20 protein-coding genes are annotated in these 19,682 nt (G+C 47.2%); 12 read left to right on the top strand and 8 right to left on the bottom strand.

Going from position 1 to position 19,682, the window contains the following annotated elements:
* The first annotated feature begins 6 nt into the window (after positions 1 to 6).
* The 7 genes from LAJLEIBI_RS10390 (at position 7) to LAJLEIBI_RS10360 (ending at position 7,282) form a co-directional block, all read left to right on the top strand.
* Positions 7 to 1,134, top strand: a complete 1,128-nt coding sequence (locus tag LAJLEIBI_RS10390) for an ABC transporter permease (RefSeq protein ID WP_006441994.1) — start codon at positions 7 to 9, stop codon at positions 1,132 to 1,134.
* Positions 1,121 to 2,275: an ABC transporter permease gene (locus LAJLEIBI_RS10385; protein ID WP_006441993.1), complete on the top strand. Its 1,155-nt coding sequence runs from the start codon at positions 1,121 to 1,123 to the stop codon at positions 2,273 to 2,275. Before LAJLEIBI_RS10390 ends, LAJLEIBI_RS10385 begins: the two co-directional genes overlap by 14 nt.
* Before the next feature lie 143 nt (positions 2,276 to 2,418).
* Positions 2,419 to 3,603 (top strand): iron-containing alcohol dehydrogenase, encoded by a 1,185-nt coding sequence (locus LAJLEIBI_RS10380; RefSeq protein ID WP_147570429.1) that lies wholly within the window; start codon positions 2,419 to 2,421, stop codon positions 3,601 to 3,603.
* Positions 3,572 to 4,975, top strand: a complete 1,404-nt coding sequence (locus LAJLEIBI_RS10375; protein WP_149301919.1) for an MATE family efflux transporter — start codon at positions 3,572 to 3,574, stop codon at positions 4,973 to 4,975. Before LAJLEIBI_RS10380 ends, LAJLEIBI_RS10375 begins: the two co-directional genes overlap by 32 nt.
* Before the next feature lie 4 nt (positions 4,976 to 4,979).
* Complete coding sequence (locus tag LAJLEIBI_RS10370; protein WP_006441990.1) at positions 4,980 to 5,930, top strand: ornithine cyclodeaminase family protein; 951 nt, start codon at positions 4,980 to 4,982, stop codon at positions 5,928 to 5,930.
* A 3-nt stretch (positions 5,931 to 5,933) separates the two neighbouring features.
* Complete coding sequence (locus LAJLEIBI_RS10365) at positions 5,934 to 6,308, top strand: RidA family protein (RefSeq protein ID WP_006441989.1); 375 nt, start codon at positions 5,934 to 5,936, stop codon at positions 6,306 to 6,308.
* Between the two features lie 143 nt (positions 6,309 to 6,451).
* Entirely contained in the window at positions 6,452 to 7,282 is an 831-nt protein-coding gene (locus LAJLEIBI_RS10360) for an Mrp/NBP35 family ATP-binding protein (protein ID WP_138262085.1), read from the top strand.
* A gap of 21 nt (positions 7,283 to 7,303) precedes the next feature.
* On the opposite strand, the gene LAJLEIBI_RS10355 is transcribed toward LAJLEIBI_RS10360, so the two are convergent.
* Positions 7,304 to 7,819, bottom strand: a complete 516-nt coding sequence (locus LAJLEIBI_RS10355) for a hypothetical protein (RefSeq protein ID WP_006441791.1) — start codon at positions 7,817 to 7,819, stop codon at positions 7,304 to 7,306.
* 323 nt (positions 7,820 to 8,142) lie between these two features.
* Here LAJLEIBI_RS10355 and LAJLEIBI_RS10350 point away from each other — a divergent pair, with 323 nt between their 5' ends.
* A complete protein-coding gene (locus LAJLEIBI_RS10350; RefSeq protein ID WP_006441789.1) occupies positions 8,143 to 9,072 on the top strand; it encodes a phage lytic cycle repressor MrpR family protein in 930 nt (309 codons plus the stop codon).
* Between the two features lie 30 nt (positions 9,073 to 9,102).
* Positions 9,103 to 9,348: a hypothetical protein gene (locus tag LAJLEIBI_RS10345; RefSeq protein ID WP_006441788.1), complete on the top strand. Its 246-nt coding sequence runs from the start codon at positions 9,103 to 9,105 to the stop codon at positions 9,346 to 9,348.
* 79 nt (positions 9,349 to 9,427) lie between these two features.
* Here LAJLEIBI_RS10345 and LAJLEIBI_RS10340 read toward each other — a convergent pair whose 3' ends face one another.
* The 6 genes from LAJLEIBI_RS10340 to LAJLEIBI_RS10315 all read right to left on the bottom strand — a co-directional run bounded on the left by LAJLEIBI_RS10340 (position 9,428) and on the right by LAJLEIBI_RS10315 (position 15,214).
* Positions 9,428 to 11,239: an ABC transporter permease gene (locus LAJLEIBI_RS10340; RefSeq protein ID WP_006441787.1), complete on the bottom strand. Its 1,812-nt coding sequence runs from the start codon at positions 11,237 to 11,239 to the stop codon at positions 9,428 to 9,430.
* The gene (locus LAJLEIBI_RS10335; RefSeq protein WP_006441786.1) at positions 11,236 to 11,919 is read right to left on the bottom strand and encodes an ABC transporter ATP-binding protein; all 684 of its coding nucleotides are present in this window, start codon (positions 11,917 to 11,919) and stop codon (positions 11,236 to 11,238) included. The genes LAJLEIBI_RS10340 and LAJLEIBI_RS10335 overlap by 4 nt, the downstream gene beginning before the upstream one ends.
* Before the next feature lie 71 nt (positions 11,920 to 11,990).
* A complete protein-coding gene (locus tag LAJLEIBI_RS10330; RefSeq protein WP_006441785.1) occupies positions 11,991 to 13,028 on the bottom strand; it encodes a sensor histidine kinase in 1,038 nt (345 codons plus the stop codon).
* Positions 13,025 to 13,723, bottom strand: a complete 699-nt coding sequence (locus LAJLEIBI_RS10325; protein WP_006441784.1) for a response regulator transcription factor — start codon at positions 13,721 to 13,723, stop codon at positions 13,025 to 13,027. Before LAJLEIBI_RS10325 ends, LAJLEIBI_RS10330 begins: the two co-directional genes overlap by 4 nt.
* Positions 13,724 to 13,947: 224 nt before the next feature.
* Entirely contained in the window at positions 13,948 to 14,751 is an 804-nt protein-coding gene (locus LAJLEIBI_RS10320; protein ID WP_006441782.1) for a peptidoglycan recognition protein family protein, read from the bottom strand.
* A gap of 4 nt (positions 14,752 to 14,755) precedes the next feature.
* Positions 14,756 to 15,214, bottom strand: coding sequence for a hypothetical protein (locus tag LAJLEIBI_RS10315; protein WP_006441781.1), 459 nt, complete (start codon positions 15,212 to 15,214; stop codon positions 14,756 to 14,758).
* A 211-nt stretch (positions 15,215 to 15,425) separates the two neighbouring features.
* Here LAJLEIBI_RS10315 and LAJLEIBI_RS19910 point away from each other — a divergent pair, with 211 nt between their 5' ends.
* The 3 genes from LAJLEIBI_RS19910 (at position 15,426) to LAJLEIBI_RS10305 (ending at position 17,441) form a co-directional block, all read left to right on the top strand.
* Positions 15,426 to 15,707, top strand: coding sequence for a gp53-like domain-containing protein (locus LAJLEIBI_RS19910; RefSeq protein WP_465244890.1), 282 nt, complete (start codon positions 15,426 to 15,428; stop codon positions 15,705 to 15,707).
* A gap of 391 nt (positions 15,708 to 16,098) precedes the next feature.
* Entirely contained in the window at positions 16,099 to 17,091 is a 993-nt protein-coding gene (locus LAJLEIBI_RS10310; RefSeq protein WP_006441780.1) for a tyrosine-type recombinase/integrase, read from the top strand.
* Positions 17,092 to 17,156: 65 nt separating this feature from the next.
* Positions 17,157 to 17,441 carry a hypothetical protein gene (locus tag LAJLEIBI_RS10305; RefSeq protein ID WP_149301918.1) on the top strand — a complete coding sequence of 95 codons (285 nt, stop codon included), beginning with the start codon at positions 17,157 to 17,159 and terminating at the stop codon, positions 17,439 to 17,441.
* On the opposite strand, the gene LAJLEIBI_RS10300 is transcribed toward LAJLEIBI_RS10305, so the two are convergent.
* The gene (locus tag LAJLEIBI_RS10300) at positions 17,442 to 19,625 is read right to left on the bottom strand and encodes a DUF859 family phage minor structural protein (RefSeq protein ID WP_149301917.1); all 2,184 of its coding nucleotides are present in this window, start codon (positions 19,623 to 19,625) and stop codon (positions 17,442 to 17,444) included.
* Positions 19,626 to 19,682 lie beyond the last annotated feature (57 nt).

Raw genomic sequence — 19,682 nt, 5'->3', positions numbered from 1 at the left:
AAGAGTATGCTGCATCTGATTAAATACAGATTTTTACAGACGGTCCGGGAACGGAGCGTTATGTTCTGGGCACTTGCGTTTCCTATCATTCTCGGTATATTCTTTTTTGTTTCTTTTGGAAACAGTATGACAGGGGAAGAGATGGAGACGATCCGCGTAGCTGTAGTTGAGCGCGATGTGGAATCCGATCAGGGAAGTGCGTTCCGTGCCTTTCTGGATGAGATGGACGGTGAGACACTTAAGATCGTAAAGACGGATGAAAAGAAAGCGCTGAAAGACTTAAAAAGCGATGAGATCACCGGAATCTATTACATTGACACTGAACCGTCGCTCACGGTTGCAAAGTCGGACATAAATACGAGCATTTTAAAGTCGCTTCTGGACAGCTACAATAAGAATGCCAACATGCTTATGAAGATCGCCCGGGAACATCCCGATCGGCTGATGCAGGCGGTAGAAGCGCTGGACGGATGGCAGACAATGACGGAGGAGATAAGTCTCGGCGGCAAGACGATGGATCCGAATGTCTCGTATTTCTTTGCGCTTATTGCCTATGCATGTCTGTCGGGTGCATTTCTCGGCGTGCAGGCAAGTCTTGACGGGCAGGCCAATCTGTCGGCCCTCGGGGCGAGAAGAAGCGTGACGCCGACCCATAAACTATGGCTTGTGCTCACGGATATGTCCGTACTGTTTTTTATACAGTTTATCAATATTGTAATATTGACGCTTGTCGTCAGGTTTGGATTTGGTATTGAGCTTGGCGGGAATATAGCACAGATCCTGCTCGTAGACTTACTCGGCAGCATGATCGGGGTGTCGATGGGTATTATGCTCGGATGTGTGAGCAGGATGAGCGAGGGCATCAAGATGGGGCTGACAGTTATGATGACGCTGCTTCCGGGATTTCTTGCGGGCCTGATGTTCGGCAACATGAAAAATATAATAGAGCAGAACTGCCCGATCATCAACCGGATCAACCCGGCGGCGGTATTAAGTGATACGTTTTACTGTATGGGTGTGTTCAACGATACGGAGAGATTTACAAGAAATCTGCTTATTCTTGCGCTTATGAGCGTACTTTTCATAGGGATCGCGTTTATGTCAGTGAGGAGGGAACGTTATGACAGTATTTAGAGGATTTATGATCATGGTTAAGCGCAACCTCGGCATGATGTTTATGTATCTGGTTATATTTATCACGATTGCCGTTATGGTCCAGACCATGACAAAGGGGAAGGGGATGGAGCACTTTGAGGAGGAGAGGCTGAAGGTTGCGGTTATCGACCGGGACCACGGGGAACTGGCCAGAGGGCTTACGGAGTACCTCGGAGAGAGGCACGATCTCGTGAAAGTGAAAGATGACAAGAATGTGATCCAGGAAAAGCTCTTCTACAGAGACATCTATTATGTCGTGACGATACCTGAGCATTTTGAGCGGGTCTGCCTGGAGGAAGGAGAAAAACTTCAGACGACAAAGCTTCCAGATACGACGAGCGCGTTTTACGTTGACCAGCAGATCTCTACATTCCTCAACTCCGTAAAGGTACTGACAAGTGCCGGTTACAGTATAGACGAGGCTGTCAGTGACGCCGCGGAAGCAGGGAAAACGGAGTCTGATGTCAAACTGATCGACAAGAACGGGAACGGCGGATTCGCCATGCCGCATTCATTTCTGTTCCAGTATATGCCATATATCATACTTGCCGTCCTTTGCTATACGATCGGTTACATTATGATGGCGTTCCGCAAGAAGGATGTGCGGCAGCGGATGCTCTGCTCATCCATATCAGGCAGAAGACAGAATATGCAGATGGTGGCCGGTTTTGTCGTGATCGGCGCAGGATTCTGGGGGATCTGCATGCTGCTGCCGCTGGTCATGTACCCGGGTCAGTTTCTGAACGATCCGAACAATATCTACTATATGATAAATTCCTTCCTCTGCGTGCTCGTCGGGCTGTCCATCGCGTTTACGATCGGAGTGGTCGTGCAGGAGATTGCGGCGCTGAACGGGATCATCAATGTGATAACCCTTGGAATGTGCTTCACCTGCGGCGTGTTTGTAAGTCTGGACGTCCTTGGGAAAGGTGTTAGGATGTTCGCGCAGTTCCTTCCGCTCTACTGGTACGAGAAAGTCATCGGCGTGCTGTCGGTGAATACAGAGTTTACAAAGGCACAGTCAGAGGTCATTTATAAAGGATTCGGCATCCAGCTGCTGTTTGCTGCGGCTATCCTCTGCGTAGGACTCGTCCTAAGCAAAAGCAAAGAACAAGAGTAAGGGACACGTCAAATTTAATTGGGGACGGGGGAAATTTAAATTTCCCCCGTCCCCAATTAAATTTGCCCTGTCCCCTATGGTAGAATTCTTTTTGTTATGATACAATCGTCTTTAGGTGACATTTGATAAAGGAGGTATAAAAAATGCATAGTTTTGTTCAATATACGCCGACGGAAATTGTGTTCGGCAAAGATGCGGAGCGGGAGACAGGAAGACTGGTGAAGAAATATGGCGCGGCGCGTGTGCTGATCGTGTACGGCGGGGGCAGTGTCGTGAAAAGCGGGCTTCTGGATACGATAAAGAAGGAATTGGATGCGGAAGGTATTCAGTATGACGAGCTGGGAGGAGTGCAGCCGAACCCGCGTGTCAGTCTGGCGCGCGAGGGTGTCAGGAAGGCGGCCGGCCTCGGGGCGGATCTGATTCTGGCCGTGGGAGGCGGAAGTGTGATCGACACCGCCAAGGCCGTTGCCATCGGAGCGGCCAATCCGGAGACGGATATATGGGAATTCTGGGAAGGAAGGCAGACGGTGGAGCGGTCCATGCCGGTCGGAGCCGTGCTGACGATATCGGCAGCAGGAAGTGAGATGAGCGATTCTTCCGTTCTGACGAACGAAGAGACCGGAAGAAAATGCGGGGTGAGTTCAGACTTGAACCGGCCGAAGTTTGCCGTCATGAATCCGGAGCTTACATATACACTGCCCAAGTATCAGCTTGCATGTGGTATCGTAGATATCTATATGCATACGCTGGAGCGGTATTTCACTCCGGTGCCTGGCAACCGTATGACGGATGAGATCGCGGAAGGACTTCTGCGGACGGTGATCGAGTACGGGCGGAAAGCTTACGCGGACCAGACGGATTATGATGCCATGAGTGAGATCATGTGGTGCGGAAGTCTGTCACACAACGGCATCACAGGACTGGGCCGCCCGAGAGATTTTGCGAACCATAAGCTGGGACACGAACTGAGCGCCATGTTTGATGAGACGCACGGAGCCACACTGTCCGCAGTATGGGGAAGCTGGGCGCGGTATGTGTACAGGCTGGATGTGCCAAGATTTGCCCACTACGGGTATGCGGTGTGGGGCATAGAAAATAAAGATGAGAAGGAGGCTGCGCTTGCGGCAATAGAGAAGACGGAAGAGTTCTTTCGCTCCCTCCATGTCGCGACATGTATCGGGGAGCTTAAAACAGGCGTCCTCCCGGACGAGACGCTCCGGAAGCTTTCACAGAACGCGACAAAAGGGGATACGATAAGGCTTGGAAGCTTCAAAGAGCTGACTGCGCACGATGCGTATGAAATATATAAAGAAGCAAACCACGGATAATCTGAATATAAATTGGAAGAGTTTTTACAGAAATGTCTTCGCGCTCGTTATTCCCATGGCGATACAGAATCTGATAAACGTAGGTGTCACTGCGGCGGACGTTATCATGCTTGGGAAGGTAGGGGAAAAGGTGCTCTCAGGAGCCTCCCTTGCGGGGCAGATACAGTTTATCATGACGCTGCTGTTCATGGGGATCACGTCGGGGGCTACCGTCCTGACCGCCCAGTATTGGGGGAAAAAGGATACGAGGACCATCGAGAAAGTATTGGGAATGGGGCTCTCTGCCGGAATCGTGACGGCAGTCCTGTTTGCCGCCGCCGCGCTGTTCATCCCGGAGCAGCTGATGCACATATACAGCTCGGACCCGGAAGTCATAGCGGAAGGAGTAAAATATCTGAGGATCGTAGGAAGCTCTTACTTGTTCATGGCAGTGACCCAGGTGTACCTGAATATTATGCGCAGCATAGAACGGGTGCTTATCGCCACCTTCGTGTACTCCATATCACTGCTTGTCAATATCGCGGTAAACGCTCTGCTCATATTCGGACTGATGGGCTTCCCGGCCATGGGCATACGGGGAGCCGCTGTCGGGACATTGATCGCGCGTATCACAGAGATGTTCATAGTGCTGCTCTATGCGTTTGTACACAATAAGCTTGTGAGAATACGCTTCCGGGATCTGATAAGAATAGACAAAGTTCTGTTCCGGGATTATATGACTTACGCGATGCCGGTCGTATTAAACGAAGTGATGTGGGGGCTTGGCAGTTCGGCCAATACTGCCATTATCGGTCACCTCGGAAGCGCGGCGGTGGCGGCAAATTCCGTGGCGCAGGTCGCGCGGCAGCTGGCAACGGTGGTCGTGTTCGGCATAGCCCATGCAGCAGCCATCTACCTTGGAAAGACGATCGGTGAGCGGAAGCTGGAATACGCGAAAGCGTATGCGAAACGGTTTATCTGGCTGAGCGTCATTATCGGTGCGGCCGGAGGAGCTGTCATCCTCATTGCAGCCCCGCTCGCCAATGCGAGTCTTGCGCTGACAGGACAGGCGAAAGGTTATCTTACGTTTATGTTCTTCGTCATGTCATATTTTACAGTGGCCCAGTCACTGAACGGCACAATGGTCATAGGTATCTTCCGTTCCGGCGGTGATACGAAATTCGGACTTATCATGGATGTCTCCACAATGTGGGGGTGCTCCATCATCATAGGAGCAGTGGCGGCGTTTGTATTCCACGCCAGCGTGCCTGTCGTCTATGTGATCCTCATGAGCGACGAGCTCATAAAGATTCCGCTGACATTAAAGAGGTACGTAAGTTATAAGTGGCTGAAAGATGTCACTAGAGAAAAAGAAGAATTGAGAGGAGCTTAATGAAATGATTATCTTAAGCAAAGAGGAGATAGAAAAGCTTGCAGATCCGGATAAGATGATGGATCAGATCGAGGAGGCATACCGCATTTTCGGCTCCGGGGAGTATTATATGCCGCCCCGGCCGTCGGTAGAGCACGACAATAAGACGCTTATGTATATGCCCTGTTATACAAAAGAGATCATCGGTACAAAGATGCTGACGATCTTTCCGGATAATGCCAGGCTCGGCCTTCCGTCTATCGACGGCATCATACTGCTGAACAATGCAGTGACAGGCGCGCCCGAGGCAGTGCTGGACGGTCAGTCGGTCACTGCGTGGAGGACCGGTGCAGTAGGCGGCGTAGGCATACGGCACCTGTCCCGAAAAGACTGCCATACAGCCGGAATCATCGGCGCAGGGGTGCAGGGCTTCCACCAGGCTGTTTACGCATGTGCCGCGCGGGACATTCATACAGTATACGTATTTAACCACAGTGACCGCGATCTGACGGAATATATGGACAGATTGGAAAAAGCTATTGATAACCCGGGCACAAAGGTAGTACAATGTAAGACAGTAGAAGAGCTTGCAGCCAAGAGCGAAATAATCTGTACGACTACACCTTCTGCTGAACCGGTGCTGCCCAACGACAGAGAACTGCTGCGGGGCAAGTGTATCATAGCCATCGGTTCCTATACGCCCAAGATGCGGGAAATTCCGGATGCAGTCTGGGACCTTGTGGATAAGGTATACATAGAGCTCCCTTACGCATGTGAAGAGTGCGGGGATTTGAGCCAGCCGATCGAGGAAGGACGCCTGACAAAAGACCGGATCGTGCTGATGAGCGATTATCTTGCATCAGAGGCAGAGGAAGCTGCAGATACGGAAAAGACCACATATTTTAAATCAGTGGGAATGGGGCTTTTCGACGTATGTATAGCACAAAAAATATTAGAAGAAGCAAAGGAGAGGTAAATTATGAAAGTAGTAGCAACAGAAAAGGCACCAAAAGCATTAGGACCATATTCACAGGGGTATGTACATAACGGAATGTTCTACTCCGCAGGACAGATCGGTATCAACCCGGAAGTAGACAATGTGGAAGCAGCGACGATCGAAGGCCAGACAGAGCAGGTGTGCAAAAATGTCGGCGAAGTGTTAAAAGCAGCCGGAACAGATTTTGACCATGTGATCAAGACAACATGTTTCCTTGCCGACATGGGAGATTTTGCGGCATTCAATGAAGTATACGCAAAATACTTCACATCCAAACCGGCAAGGAGCTGTGTGGCAGTAAAGACTCTTCCGAAAAATGTGCTCTGTGAAGTAGAAGTGATTGCAGTAGTTGAATAGATACAGTTAAGCATAAAAGGGGACTGACCCCGGAAAGGTCTGTCCCCATTATCATGTGCGGATGGGGTTTTACGAATGGGGTCAGACCCCTTTCGCAGGAGGGGTCTGACCCCAAATCAAATATGGAAAGAAGGAAATATATTATGGCAGAACAACAAAACGGCTGTGCGCCGTCAGACTGTGCCGGCTGCGCGCATGCAGATTCCTGCAGCAGCAAACCGCAGGATCTAAGCGCGCCGGCAAATCCATTTTCACACGTTAAGAAGGTCATCGCCGTAGTGAGCGGCAAGGGAGGTGTGGGGAAGTCCATGGTGACTGCCTCTCTGGCAAGGATGATGAGAGAGCAGGGCTTCTCAGTGGGGATCCTGGACGCGGATATCACCGGCCCGTCGATCCCAAAGATGTACGGATTACACGAGAGTGCCAAGGGAAGTGATGAAGGTATGTTTCCGTGCGAAGCAAAAGACGGCACGAGGATCATGTCCGTCAATCTCCTGCTGGAAAATGAATCTGATCCGGTTATATGGAGAGGCCCCGTCATCGCAGGTGTTGTGACGCAGTTCTGGTCTGACGTCATGTGGGGAGAACTGGATTATCTCTTCGTAGATATGCCGCCGGGAACAGGCGATGTGCCGCTCACGGTATTTCAGTCACTGCCGGTGAACGGGGTGGTGATCGTCACGTCACCGCAGGATCTGGTGCAGATGATCGTGAAGAAGGCTTATAACATGGCGCGCCAGATGAACATTCCGGTACTTGGGATCGTTGAGAATTACAGTTATCTGACCTGCCCGGACTGTGGAAAGAAAATCTCCGTGTTCGGCGAGAGCCATATTGATGAGATAGCGGCGGAGCTTGACATTCCGGTGCTCGGCAAGATGCCTGTAGACGCAGAACTTGCCGGGGCAGTGGAAAATGAGAAATTTGCCGAAGTGAGCAACGAATATCTGAGCGCTGCGGTAAATAAGATCTGATCCGGTGTCAAAGCGGCTGGATCACCAGTGCCCGCGGCAGAAAAGACGCTCTGTTACAGCCACAAATATGGTGGTCGCGGTATTGGCGCCGACGATCGTATACAGCAGTCTTCTGGAATCCGGCGCGGATCTACGGAGCATGCAGTACTCAACAGGCAGTTCCGCGGCAATGGTGAGCAGCAGATAGAATGCTCCCACCGTATAAAAAGGCAGAGACTCCGCGTACATCGAAACGGAATGCCAGGGATGTCCCGGAATATGAAACACGGGATCAAAAGAAGCCCCTATATAGGGAAGGCTGAAAGAAATGAGGTTGCCCAGAAGCATGACAAGGAAAACCTTCAGAGGGCGATGTATGCGGCAGATCCAGTTGACGGCCAGAGTCTCGACGGCAAGCGTGACTGCCGCCACATAAGGGAGGACATCGTAAGGGCGCGTCGTGGATATCCAATACCAGGAGGAGTCAGCGTATGAAGTTGAGCGAAGGAAAAAGGTTAAGCCAAGCACGATTATGGGAATGAAGCGTCTTTTTGTCATAACAGCGGCCTCCTTAAAAGTTAGTATTATAATACCATATAAAAAATCAGAGGGACGAAAGAAAACCTTATCTTTTTCTTAGTAATTACCGCGGTTTCGTTTCATGCGGACAAATATTGTGAGTTATATACAATTGACTTGTGGGAACATATGTTCTATAATAAAAATACAGAACATAGACGCGCATCCTATTTTACCCCCGGACGGCAGGAGAGGTCCATGTCTCTGCCGCCGGGGGTAATGTCTTTTGTAATAACATTGGGAAATGAAATTGACGTTGATTCTTCCTGTATGCTATGCTGTCACATAGAGGTGTAAGGTCTATGTATAATGAAGAAAGAAAAAAAGAGTATTTGGAGTATAAGAAGCAGGATTACCTGAGGCATTTGTTCCAGGATTCGGGAGCATATGAGGAAGAGCTCGGTCAAGATCTGTGTGAGATGGGGACGTCAGAGCTGCTTCACTTCCTCATCCGGTATGACGGTTACCGGACGTTTGAAGACAAGAGGCGGCAGCTTTCCAATTACGTGGAATGGTGCGTAATAAAGGGATATGCGGCGTTTAACTGGATCTCTGTCAAGGTTGTGCCGAACAGGGAACTGAAGGATATTTTTCTGGCGGCCAAGGAGGAGTTCTATATATCAGCAGAGTTGTACACACAATATTTAGAGCGCCTGCTCGATTCCGGCTACGGAGTGTATATTGCGTCCGTATTTGCCAGTATTTATGAAGGAATCTCAGGAAAAGGATTCTATAACCTTGTCAATCTCAGGAGCAGCCATATCGGAAGGCAGGGCGGGCTCACCCAGCTGCCGGACGGCACAGAGAGAATCTTATCACCGGAACTTGCCGGAATGCTTCTTGCCACAGCAGAAGTGAAGAAAATCAGGAATGAAAAAACAGTCCATTACGTCTCTTCGCTTTATCCGGACTCGGTCTGGAAGATACGGAACAACGAGACTGTATCCTACTCCAAAGTACAGAGGAAGTTTGTATATCTTTTAGAAGAAATGAAGAAGATCCTTGGGGAAAAGCGGATCTCAAAAACTTCAATTGAGCGCAGCGGATATTTCAACAGAATTTATTACGAGGTTCTTGCGGACGGCACAGATATCCGCAGTCTGAAGCTGGGTACGGATAAGGAAGGGGTCAGGGAGAATCAGTCTTACGGCAGATACTTTGAAGACTCAGGATGGAATATGGATATGAGAAAATTTATCCGTTCCTTCCAGTCATATTTAAACCAGATATAGAACCGCGCTCTTTTCATTGTGGAGGATGGTATGTATAAGGTCGTTTCATCAAAGACATTTGTCGATATGGTAGGTCAATGCAGGCCTTTGTGCATTGCAGATATGGAAATAGATACAGGGGACGCAGAGCTGATAAACAGGCGGCGCCTGCTGGAGATCGTGCGGACAAGTACGGAGATAAGATGCTATCAGGATGATCTGCTGGAACGATATGATATATATTACAGGGAAGACCGCGATGCCAGGCTGGCAAGAGTGCTGATGGAGGCCGGATAAGAAAGCGGGCGGCAGAATGATAAAACGGCGGCTTAGAAGCGAAAGCCGCCGTTTTGCAGGCATGAGACAATATGCCTGTCTATAATTCATTAATGGTTTCTGTTACGGAGATGTTCCTTATCCGTTTTGCCGGGGCATAAATTGCAGCAAAAGCTGCAAGAAAGACAAACAAAAGTATCATGAGCAGAAGTGTGACTGGCACATTCCATACAGCGTAGCTGAAATGAGCGGCAATGAGAGTGTCATACAGCAGTTTACTGAGCAGCAGACCGGCTGTACATCCGACAATACAGCCGGACAGGGCATAAGTAAGCGCTTCGGCAGCTATCATTTTTGTGATCTGGCGCTCATCCATTCCAACGGCCCGCATCGCTCCGTATTGCTTTATTCTCGCAGACACACTCATAGAAATGCTGTTGATGATATTCAGGACCGTGACCAGTGCGATGATCGCCAGAAAACCATAGACACAGAAGACAAATGCCATATATGTGCCTGTCGTGCGCTCACTGCGCCTGTCGCTGAATGTGTAACCGCTGCCCGCCGCCTGCCGGATCGCTTCCACATCTTTATTGGTTGCATCGTTTGTTGTCTGTATCATAACAAGCGAATAATCCGATACTCCGGTAAGCCGTATATAAGTATCTCCGGAAGTGATGATCGTTATTTTCCCGTTTGTAGTGCCGTCGCTGTTAAAAGGATCATAGTTTAAGAAACCGGCGATCTCCAGCTGTTCACCGCCTGTCTGTATCTTATCGCCAATTTTCAGGGGACTGTCTTTATCCCAGGTGGCAAGTACATAATTGCTGTTTCCGTACACTTTAGAAATATCACTGCCCTTTTTCAGCACATCATCTTTTGTAAGGCAATCCAGATCAAAATCATCATAAGAAATAATATCGATCTTATTGGAACGTATCTTACCGTTATTTATTTTTGCCGGAACATCAAAGCTGCTTCTTCGGCCATATACTTGTTTTACACCTTCCATACCTTTAAATCTGCCTATAAGTCTGCTGTCTATCAAGCGTGAACTGCTCTCACTTGATATATTGATATCAGAAGTGGCGGAGGACTGGGGCATAAGGTATCCGATAAAATCTATCAGAACGGAGAAACATAAAAAGAGAATAATGCTGAGAGCAAAGGAGCCTGTCATAAGTATGAGGTTTTTCTTTGCCGATACTGCGTGGTGGACGCCAAGGGCCGTCTCGATCCTTCCAACACGTGTATTGACTGCATTGCGTACATTTCCCGTACTTTCTGTATTTCCTGAAACTGCTGCGGCAGGAGATACTTTTGCCGCCCGTTTTGCCGGGGATCTTGCAGCGATCAATACCGTAACAATGCCCACGGCAATTCCGCCGGCAATGCCGGTTATGCTGATGCCAAAGAGAGGGATATGGGAAAATTCCCCGCCCACAAGGAGCCGCAGCGCGGCACACAATCCCCATGTGGTTACCATTCCCAGTACAACGCCTGCGGGAACCGCGATCTTGCACCAGTTAAGCGCTTCCAGCCTTACAAAACGTACAATTTGCCGCTTGCTCATTCCGATACAGCGCATCATTCCAAAAAAGTTGGTCCTTTGGGCTACATTGGTGTTTATACTGCTTGAGATCATCAGAACACCCGCCGTCAGGATGAGCACGAATAATACCGCGGCTATGAGATAGAGAGACTGTCCCATTGCGCTGCCGGCCAAGTCATGAAGCGAAAGATTATCATGTTTGTCCATCAGTCTTGTCTGTTCCATTCTAACGCCCATCTCTGCCATACTGAAAACAGCTGTTACCAAAAATACGGCGAAGATGATACATAACAATGTCATCCGGTTTTGCCGTCTGTGCACTTTGGCAGAAATCGGGATCAGGCTGAGATAGCTTTTCATTCGCGGCACCTCCCAAGGTCGGTCAGTACACCGTCGTATACCTGCAGTATCCGGTCGGCTGTCTGCGCAATACTCCGGCTGTGAGTGATCATTATGATCGTCTGTTCATAATTCTTTGCCGCTTCTTTTAGCAGCGCAATTACTTCGCGGCTGTTTTGACTGTCCAGATTCCCCGTCGGCTCGTCTGCGAGGATAAGCGCCGGCCTTGTGATGAGCGCGCGGCCTATCGCCACACGCTGCTGCTGTCCGCCGGATAATTGGCTGGGCAGATGGTGGCGCCGTTCTTTCAGATTTAATACCGAGAGTAATTCTTCCAGCTGTTTTTTACGAGGTTTCTGATAATCAAGCAACAGAGGAAATACGATGTTCTGCTCGACAGAGAGCTCCGGTATCAGGTTAAAGTTTTGAAAAATAAATCCAATATTTCTGCGCCGGAAGACTGTCAAGCTGCTTTCTTTCATTGCAAAAGTATCTTTGCTGTCAATAAATATCCTGCCGTGGGTTGGGGTATCGAGCGCACCTATCATATTCAAAAGTGTACTTTTCCCAGAGCCGGACTCGCCGACGACGGCAACAAATTCCCCTTTTGAAACAGAGAAGGTAACGTTTTTTAACGCGTGGACAGCGGCCTCACCGCTGCCGTAAGTTTTGGAGATCGATCTAACTTCTAACAGATCCATAAATAAGCACCTCTTTCTTTGTTGGTATAGAAAGATTATCACGCCCACACTACTGTAAGATGACATACAGCCTACAATTTTGTAGGAATTAAAAAACTGACGGTAAAAGTCGTTCCGGCGCCAAGTTCACTGTCAACTTCTATCGTCCCTCCATGTGCTTCAATGACAGCCTTTGCAAGTGAAAGTCCAAGTCCAAGGCCCTGTCTGTCTTTTGAAAAACGGCTGCGGTAAAATCTTTTGAAAATATAGTATAGATCCTCCGGGTGGATACCGCTTCCGTTATCTTTAACCGTGATCTGTACAGCGGAAGCAAACTGCTTCCATTCGATCGAGACAGTATCACCTTGTTCCGTATGGTCAAAGGCATTTTTGACAATGTTGCTGAGCGCTTCAAGCATCCAGCTGCGGTCACACGACAGCATGACTGTATCATCGCCGCAAAGACAGAAGTTTTTCCCCTCCTGTCCGGCACGATACAAAAAGTGTCTTTCTATGCTTCCCATCATTTCCGACATATTTTCATCCGTTTTTTCTATCACGATCGTCCCCGCGTCAAGCTTCGTTATTTTCAGGAGGTTCTGCACGAGTATTTCAATACGGTCCAGTTCCTGTTCGGAAAGGACAGTAAATTCCCTCACAGCCGGCAGATCCTTTGCTTCTTCCTGCATAATTCCATTATAAACACTGAGAGCGGCAAGGGGAGTTTTTAGCTGGTGGGAGATATCCGATATGGTGTCTTTTAAAAACTTTTTAGCCTTTTCCTCGTTTTCGGCGTGAGCGTTCAAAATGGAGACTAAAGAATTCACTTCATGGAACAGCCTGTATAGTTCGCCTTCATCGTCACACTCGATGCGCGCGTTTTGATTTCCTGAAATATATTCTTTGATCTGCTCTACAGCATTTTCCATAATACTGTTCTGTTCCTTAAAATACAGATACGTAACTGCCAATATAAGGATCCCTGCGCACAGAAAAGACGCCAGTACATATAACGCTGCATGTTCCGGGTTCAGTCTTATAAAGACAATAGAGAGCAGGGAAGACAGAATTATGGACAGTATTACAAGGCAGAAGAGTAGTTTGACCTTTCTATTTACGAGTATTTTCATAGCGCACCTCGATCAGCAGCATTCCATTTATATCCCATACCCCGTACCGTCAGTATTTTCTGCGGCTGTCCGGGGGTGTCTTCGATTTTTGTGCGAAGTCTCCGGATATATACAGTAAGGGTGCTGCTGTCTATATATTTTTCGTCACAATCCCAGAGCTTACTCAGTATCTGTTCCGGGGAGAGAACAATGTCCGGGTTTTCCATAAATAAACAGAGTAATTTATACTCGCTTGCAGTTAAGTCAAGTTGTGATTCATTCTTATAGACTTCTCCCTTCAGAAGCTTTACTTTGATACCGTTAGAATTCAGTTCTGTAGTAGTCTCATTAAAATTATCACTTCTGCGGAGGAGGGCATTTATCCGGGAGAGAAGTATAGCTAACTTAAAAGGCTTAGTGATGTAATCGTCGCCGCCGATATCAAGCCCCATTATAATATCCGTTTCTTCATCTGCCGCCGTCAGGAATATGATGGGGACTTTCGATGTTCTGCGGATTATTTTACATAGTTCATAACCAGAGCCGTCGGGGAGCGACACATCTAAGATAACTAGATCATAGTCCTCATTTCCCCACAGATTCTGCGCCTCAAGGCTCGTACGGGCAATATCTGTTTCGTATCCCTGCTTTTTGAGGGCAAAAGATAAACCATTGATTAAACTCAGATCATCTTCAACTAAGAAAATACGCTTCATACTTTTATACCATCCTTAAATTTGCTCCGGTTCCGCTGTCTCCGTCAAAGCGGAGATTGCCGCCGGGAAATTGAAAGAGCCGGGAAGCTGCAACCAGGTTTCCGGCCCATACTGTGAAATTATTTAGAATCAATAATAGCACATACTCATAAAAAAGTCATCAGTTTTGCAGAGTAAATAGCTGCCGGGGCCTGTCCCCAAAAGCCGATTGGGTTCTGTCTCCATTAAAGATCCAGCAGCTTTTTCCATGTTGCAGGGCCGACAATGCCATCTGCGGCGAGCCCGTGGTCTTTCTGGTATGCTTTAACGGCCCGCTGTGTGTCTTGTCCGAGTATTCCGTCAGCTCCGGAGGAACCACAGGAATATCCGAGAGAAATCAACTTTTCCTGCAAAAGCTTTGTGATACCCCCGGACGCCCCCGGAGAGAGCATCGGACAGCCGGCGAGCGTATTTCGTCCGGCGATTCCGTCCACCGCCTGGCGGCTGAACCCCTGGCGGTTGCATTCACTCTGCAGGCGGGATATCCAGGAGGAACTGGAATTTTGCCCCGCGCTTTGCCCGGCAGAGGAAACAGTGACAGTACCGGAGACAGACGCACCCGCGATTTCCGAAAACGGGAAATTTATGCCGGGACATGAAGTTGCACAAACGTCACTGTGTCTCTGAACTTTTGTAATGCCATACTTTCTTTTGAGGTATGCAACCAGGTCTTTACCGGCATTTTTTTGTGCGGCCGGCATTGTCTCTTTCATATAAGCGCCTTCAAAACAGACGCCCAGAGAATTGGAATTGCTGCCGGATGCATGGGTGCCGACTGCCCATTCGGGTCGGCCTCTCTCGATAAGACCATTCTTTCTCACGACAAAATGGTAGCCGATACCGGCCCAGCCATTGGCTTTATGCCAATTATGGATGACTGATGCATCGCAGGAGGAAGCCTCGGCGTGATGCAGTATAATACGCGTTGTAGTGCTCCTCCGGCTCAGTGAGCCGAAGGATAAGTTGGTTTCTTTAATATTTATGTTCATATTATCACTCCTTATATGTGTTGGTCTGTGTGTCTTCCGGCTTGATCGGAAGCTGTTTGATACATTTTCTGAATTTCTCATCCCCGGTATGATTACCGCCAATTTCGTTATATACTTTGTGGAGTGTTACAAATTCCTCATATTCGTCTTCCGGGATATAGCCTTTGCTGAGATAGACTTTATATTTCTGATTGATTCTGTCAGACAGAATGACCCGGTTCGCGGCACAGAGCTTGATAATATTTTCTGCCTGTGCATCCAGACGGTAATTAATATTGGATATTTGTTTTCTGTCCTGTTCTCGTTTGATCACCCTCCTTGAAGTGATCCCAAAATAATTCAAAAGCCAGTCTGCGGCTAAAAAAAGTTCTTTACATAAAAAAATCAGCCCGAGCAGATATATGAAAAAGGAGGAGAAAGTAAGGGGAGGACTGATTCCCATAAGGTACTTTAATATGTTCATTGCACCATTCCTTTCGGTAAAAGTTATTGATTGAAGAAGAATTTATGGTTGGAAGATTCGTGTTACAAATAATGGTTGTTAATGGTATAAAATAATACTTGAAGTCGTTGCGAAATGGTCCATCGTCTGACTGGTCCCTGTTTTTTTGCACCATGTCCGATATGTAAACTTTGCTGAATTAAATCACAACTTAGATGTAACACAAAATGGAGTGATTCGATTAGGAAATACACTACTACAATGGGGATCATACTCAACAGCAAACACAAATGCGGTAACAACTATAAAATTAAAGGAAGAATTTGGGAATACTTCCTATTTTGTGACTCATAGTTGGATACGTAATGCCAGTTTAGTAACAAAAAGCTCAATAACAGACGCCGCATCAAACGACGCTAGGACAACTACCAGTTTTGGAGTCTATATGGTCAGAACGACTAGCAGTTATACGTCAACTTTTACTTGGCTTGCCATTGGAGCTGCAAAATTATAGTTTATGGAGTAAAGACAAAATACCCGTTGATGTCACCGGATGTGGGTTTGTATATATTGCCTACGAGGTCTTGTAACAAGACGTTACCATTTGGCAAAACTATTGCCATATATATAGCTTTAGAGGTTCCATTAACAACAATTCCATATACTGTATTCAAGGGACGCATGTCTTCAGGAAGTGTAAATAGCATATGTGATGTCACGCTACTTGTAGCGGTAACTGCTATCTTTACGTTTACTGTCCCATTTTTTTTGCAGTATATGGTCGCCCTATTTTTATAGCCAGCCGGCAGATTTGGAGTGACCCAACCAGAATCACTTAAATTGTGATTTAATTCAGTCTAGTGCACTATTTTTTGTTATGATAAAAACAAAAAGGAGTGTGGCGAATGGAACAAAAGATTATGGAGGTGTTGCGGCGTATGCAGGACAGTCTTCAGGAGGGACAATTAAAAGAATTGCAGGTAGTATTACAGGTAGTGCTGTCAAATTGTAGTATTACTCAAGAAAAACAGGAACTTAGAGTGACTGACAGGAGTTGGTTGGTTGACCTTGAAGAATTTCTCATGTCGAAAGCACTTGAAGGAAAGTCTCCAGGCACGGTTAAACGTTATAGATATGAACTATATAGGTTGTTGTCTTATATCAATAAAAATGTAAAAGATATAACAGATGGCAACATATCCGGCTATATGCGAACGTATAAGGCGATTCGACAGGTGACCAACCAAACGCTCAAGAATGTTAGGGCCGTATATAGCAGTTTTTTTATATGGCTTCGGGATCGGGACAGGATCCGGAAAAATCCTATGGCTCTTGTAGAAGCTATAAAGGTAGAACAGAAAATACGTAAACCCTACACAGATGAAGAGCGGGAACTACTCCTGCGTAGCTGTAAAACACTCCGGGATAAGGCTATGATGGAGTTCTTTTACTCTACGGCTGTTAGAGTAAGTGAGTTGGCAGCTCTTAACCGTGAAGATGTGCATTTTGTTAGCAAGGACTTAATTGTGATGGGAAAAGGTAATAAAGAAAGGACAGTATATCTTAATGATCGTACAAATATGTATATGAAAGAATACCTTGAAAGCCGGACAGACAGTAATCAGGCATTATTTGTATCTTTGAAGAAACCACATGGTCGTCTAGGAAAGACAGGGATAGAGGATATTATCCGGCGCACCGGTCAGATAGCTGGAGTAGAAAGGGCGTACCCACATAGATTCCGGAGGACGGCCGCAACAAATGCCCTGAATAGAGGTATGCCAGTACAGGAAGTAGCCCAACTGCTTGGACACGCAAAGTTGGAGACCACTATGGTATACTGCAGTGTTGACCAGGCTGGCGTCAAATATCATCATCAAAAATATTTGAGTGCTTAATAAACGAAAATGAATCACTTCATTTACACTGGGCGGTGTCCGGTGTTTTTTGTGTGCTCATATTCGTGATATTTAATTATATTAAATATAAGAAAAATGCTGAATTAAATCACAATTTACCAACGACAATTATTATAAGCGGTGATGGCAGCGGATACGGTAATGTAGATACGAAAATAGATTCAAAAAATTATACTGTGATTGCAGCCAAAAAAGATGGGATGGTTGCAATACCATATGTCTCCTCAAACAGTCTTACATGGATTATAAAAATACGTACAGTCACTGACTTTTCTGTTGTGACTGGTAAAGTTGATAATATTGAGGTTACATATATTCCAAAACTGTAATCAAACTTTCCAATACCCTATTGAATTCCACCAAACGGTGGTGTTTACTGAAGGTGTTTTCCCATCATGAGTTCGTCCATAGATAATGCAGGTTGAGGTTGACTGTTGCTGAGCGCTGCAAATCATAACCGGTACTGCTGATGAATTATAACATTGAGTAGCAAAAACTCTGAACGCTTTATTAGCATAATCCATAGGAAATGTGATGGTTCCATATCCCGATGATTTATCAATTACGACGCTTCCCCACATTTCCAAAAGACCATTGTTATATTTTTTATAATATCTATTGTCATCAACACCATATTCAAACCCTAAATTGTGATTTAATTCATTAAATTTATTGTCTAAATCGGTATTTGTCTTTTTAATCTCATCCAGGATCAGCCGCTGTGTCCCGTCTGAATCTGTAGCCATAATATCTGTCCCAACCTGAAAATCCGCGCTGCTGTCAAAATCCGGCAGCATGCCGACAGTGACTTTTCCGTTATCGCAAGGCATAAAGATAGGTATTCCCTTGTCGACCATCGTAGTTTCTGTCGTTGTTGTGATTCTGTCGGAGACTACAAACTCAAAGTTATATGATTTTTCAATATCCAGTGTGATAAACGGGTCGTCCCCGGAGTCTTTTAGGTAGGTGGCCTTAAGTTCGTTGGGGGAGCCGGGGATGTCTGCGCTGGTTATCCCTGTGATTGTGGTATAAGTGCTTTCATATGATGTTCCGACTTCTGCATAGCGGTACTTTACGGCGAATGCATTGTTTTTGCTGGCAGTTCCGATTTTAAGCCTGGAGTATACGGATGAAAAATCAATGGTTATTTCTTTTTCAAATTCATTGATTCTTGCCAGAGCAACCTTTGATGCAGGCCGGCTGTATGGCAGAACGTAGAATGTCTTTGTTACGGTGCCGGAAATGTTTCCCCTGGAATCCCGGGCATAGATCCTGATGTTATAGTCCCCGGGTTCGGACAGTGTGCCCAGGTTTATGAGCACTTCGCTGTCTGAATATTCAGCATTGAGCTGCTTTTTGACTTCGTCTTTTGAATCCGTGACTTCGACTATGTATTCGGTTACGGCGGCATGGTTTTTCGGAACCGCCCGGTTGGCGGCAGATATCTGAGCCTGCATGTTTCCGTAATTCTGGATGAGGTAAGCTGCATTTTGCAGAACGGAAGATGTGGCGGTATCGGTGTTGCCGTGCGAGTAATCGGTAAAGACCGGATCACTGTCTGTGACGCGGGCTGTACCATAAGAAATGTTTTCATAAAAGGTGCCGTTTATTGTCGTGCCGCACGATATTTTAAAATTCATTTCATTTTTCGTCGCGCAGCAGCTGTATAGAGCGTCAGTTATGCCGGAGAGGGGAAGTGTAATACCGGGAATGTTTTGATCTGAGCTGGCTTCGAGCAGGCTGGTTGTCCATGTGCCGTCGTCGCGCTCTACATTGAATTTGAATGTGGATGCATTCAGAGCGTAGTTGGCGAGCGTCAGTTCCAGATCCCCGCCTATGTCAAAGCTGAGGCTGCTGTTGGAGATGGACGCGATTGGTTTGGTCTTTACTGTGATAGCGCCGGACGTCGTCTCAAGGCCGGAGTCAGAACGTCTTACCTTCAGCTTTACGGAGTAGGAAGTGTTGGGTGCCAGATTGTTTATCGTGAAAGTGGAGCCGGACGTTGCGGCCCACGAGCCATTTCCTATCATATAGTAGACCGCGCTGCAGGAGGCGTCTGCGCCCCACTGGAAGGTGGCGCTCGTCTGTGTCACTGCCGTATTCTTCCAGGTTGTGATGTTTGCGTAACGGGGGATCTTGTCGAGGGCTACGCTTTTGGAGGTGCTGGAGCTGCTGAAGGAAGTGCCGCTGATACCGCCGCTTGCAGCGATGGTAGTGGATTTGCTTCCGTCGTTATTATGGCCGACTGTGACTGCCCGGCTCCCTACATTGACCCAGCTGTTGTTGGCGCTTAAGGTGATATATTTGGAGACGGCCCCGGATGAGCCGTTTATACTGATCGCACCGTTGAATGTACCGTATGTCGCCGCAGTTGAGCTGGATGATTTCATATAGTCCAGATATGCGGTCACGGTGGAAGTATTTGCTTTAGAGCCGTTTGAGGTGGAAGACCAGCGTATGCGGCCGGTGATATATTGATTGTTTGTACTGAAGTTCCATGAACCACTTGCCATATTTTAGTTTCTCCTTTCTTATTGTGAAGGAGACGTCCGCAGACGCCTCCTTCGGAT

The organism is [Clostridium] hylemonae DSM 15053 (genome assembly GCF_008281175.1).
GTDB lineage: Bacteria > Bacillota > Clostridia > Lachnospirales > Lachnospiraceae > Extibacter > Extibacter hylemonae.
This window is presented reverse-complemented; position numbering and strand designations above follow the sequence as displayed.

Bases quoted from the DNA above. Each gene is read 5' to 3' on its own strand.
- LAJLEIBI_RS10300 (WP_149301917.1), bottom strand. From the start codon at position 19,625: ATGGCAAGTGGTTCATGGAACTTCAGTACAAACAATCAATATATCACC.
- LAJLEIBI_RS10385 (WP_006441993.1), top strand. From the start codon at position 1,121: ATGACAGTATTTAGAGGATTTATGATCATGGTTAAGCGCAACCTCGGC.
- LAJLEIBI_RS10375 (WP_149301919.1), top strand. From the start codon at position 3,572: ATGAAATATATAAAGAAGCAAACCACGGATAATCTGAATATAAATTGG.
- LAJLEIBI_RS10340 (WP_006441787.1), bottom strand. From the start codon at position 11,239: ATGAAAAGCTATCTCAGCCTGATCCCGATTTCTGCCAAAGTGCACAGA.
- LAJLEIBI_RS10390 (WP_006441994.1), top strand. From the start codon at position 7: ATGCTGCATCTGATTAAATACAGATTTTTACAGACGGTCCGGGAACGG.
- LAJLEIBI_RS10335 (WP_006441786.1), bottom strand. From the start codon at position 11,919: ATGGATCTGTTAGAAGTTAGATCGATCTCCAAAACTTACGGCAGCGGT.
- LAJLEIBI_RS10350 (WP_006441789.1), top strand. From the start codon at position 8,143: ATGTATAATGAAGAAAGAAAAAAAGAGTATTTGGAGTATAAGAAGCAG.
- LAJLEIBI_RS10325 (WP_006441784.1), bottom strand. From the start codon at position 13,723: ATGAAGCGTATTTTCTTAGTTGAAGATGATCTGAGTTTAATCAATGGT.
- LAJLEIBI_RS10370 (WP_006441990.1), top strand. From the start codon at position 4,980: ATGATTATCTTAAGCAAAGAGGAGATAGAAAAGCTTGCAGATCCGGAT.
- LAJLEIBI_RS10320 (WP_006441782.1), bottom strand. From the start codon at position 14,751: ATGAACATAAATATTAAAGAAACCAACTTATCCTTCGGCTCACTGAGC.
- LAJLEIBI_RS10345 (WP_006441788.1), top strand. From the start codon at position 9,103: ATGTATAAGGTCGTTTCATCAAAGACATTTGTCGATATGGTAGGTCAA.
- LAJLEIBI_RS10315 (WP_006441781.1), bottom strand. From the start codon at position 15,214: ATGAACATATTAAAGTACCTTATGGGAATCAGTCCTCCCCTTACTTTC.
- LAJLEIBI_RS10380 (WP_147570429.1), top strand. From the start codon at position 2,419: ATGCATAGTTTTGTTCAATATACGCCGACGGAAATTGTGTTCGGCAAA.
- LAJLEIBI_RS10355 (WP_006441791.1), bottom strand. From the start codon at position 7,819: ATGACAAAAAGACGCTTCATTCCCATAATCGTGCTTGGCTTAACCTTT.
- LAJLEIBI_RS10310 (WP_006441780.1), top strand. From the start codon at position 16,099: ATGGAACAAAAGATTATGGAGGTGTTGCGGCGTATGCAGGACAGTCTT.
- LAJLEIBI_RS10365 (WP_006441989.1), top strand. From the start codon at position 5,934: ATGAAAGTAGTAGCAACAGAAAAGGCACCAAAAGCATTAGGACCATAT.
- LAJLEIBI_RS10360 (WP_138262085.1), top strand. From the start codon at position 6,452: ATGGCAGAACAACAAAACGGCTGTGCGCCGTCAGACTGTGCCGGCTGC.
- LAJLEIBI_RS10330 (WP_006441785.1), bottom strand. From the start codon at position 13,028: ATGAAAATACTCGTAAATAGAAAGGTCAAACTACTCTTCTGCCTTGTA.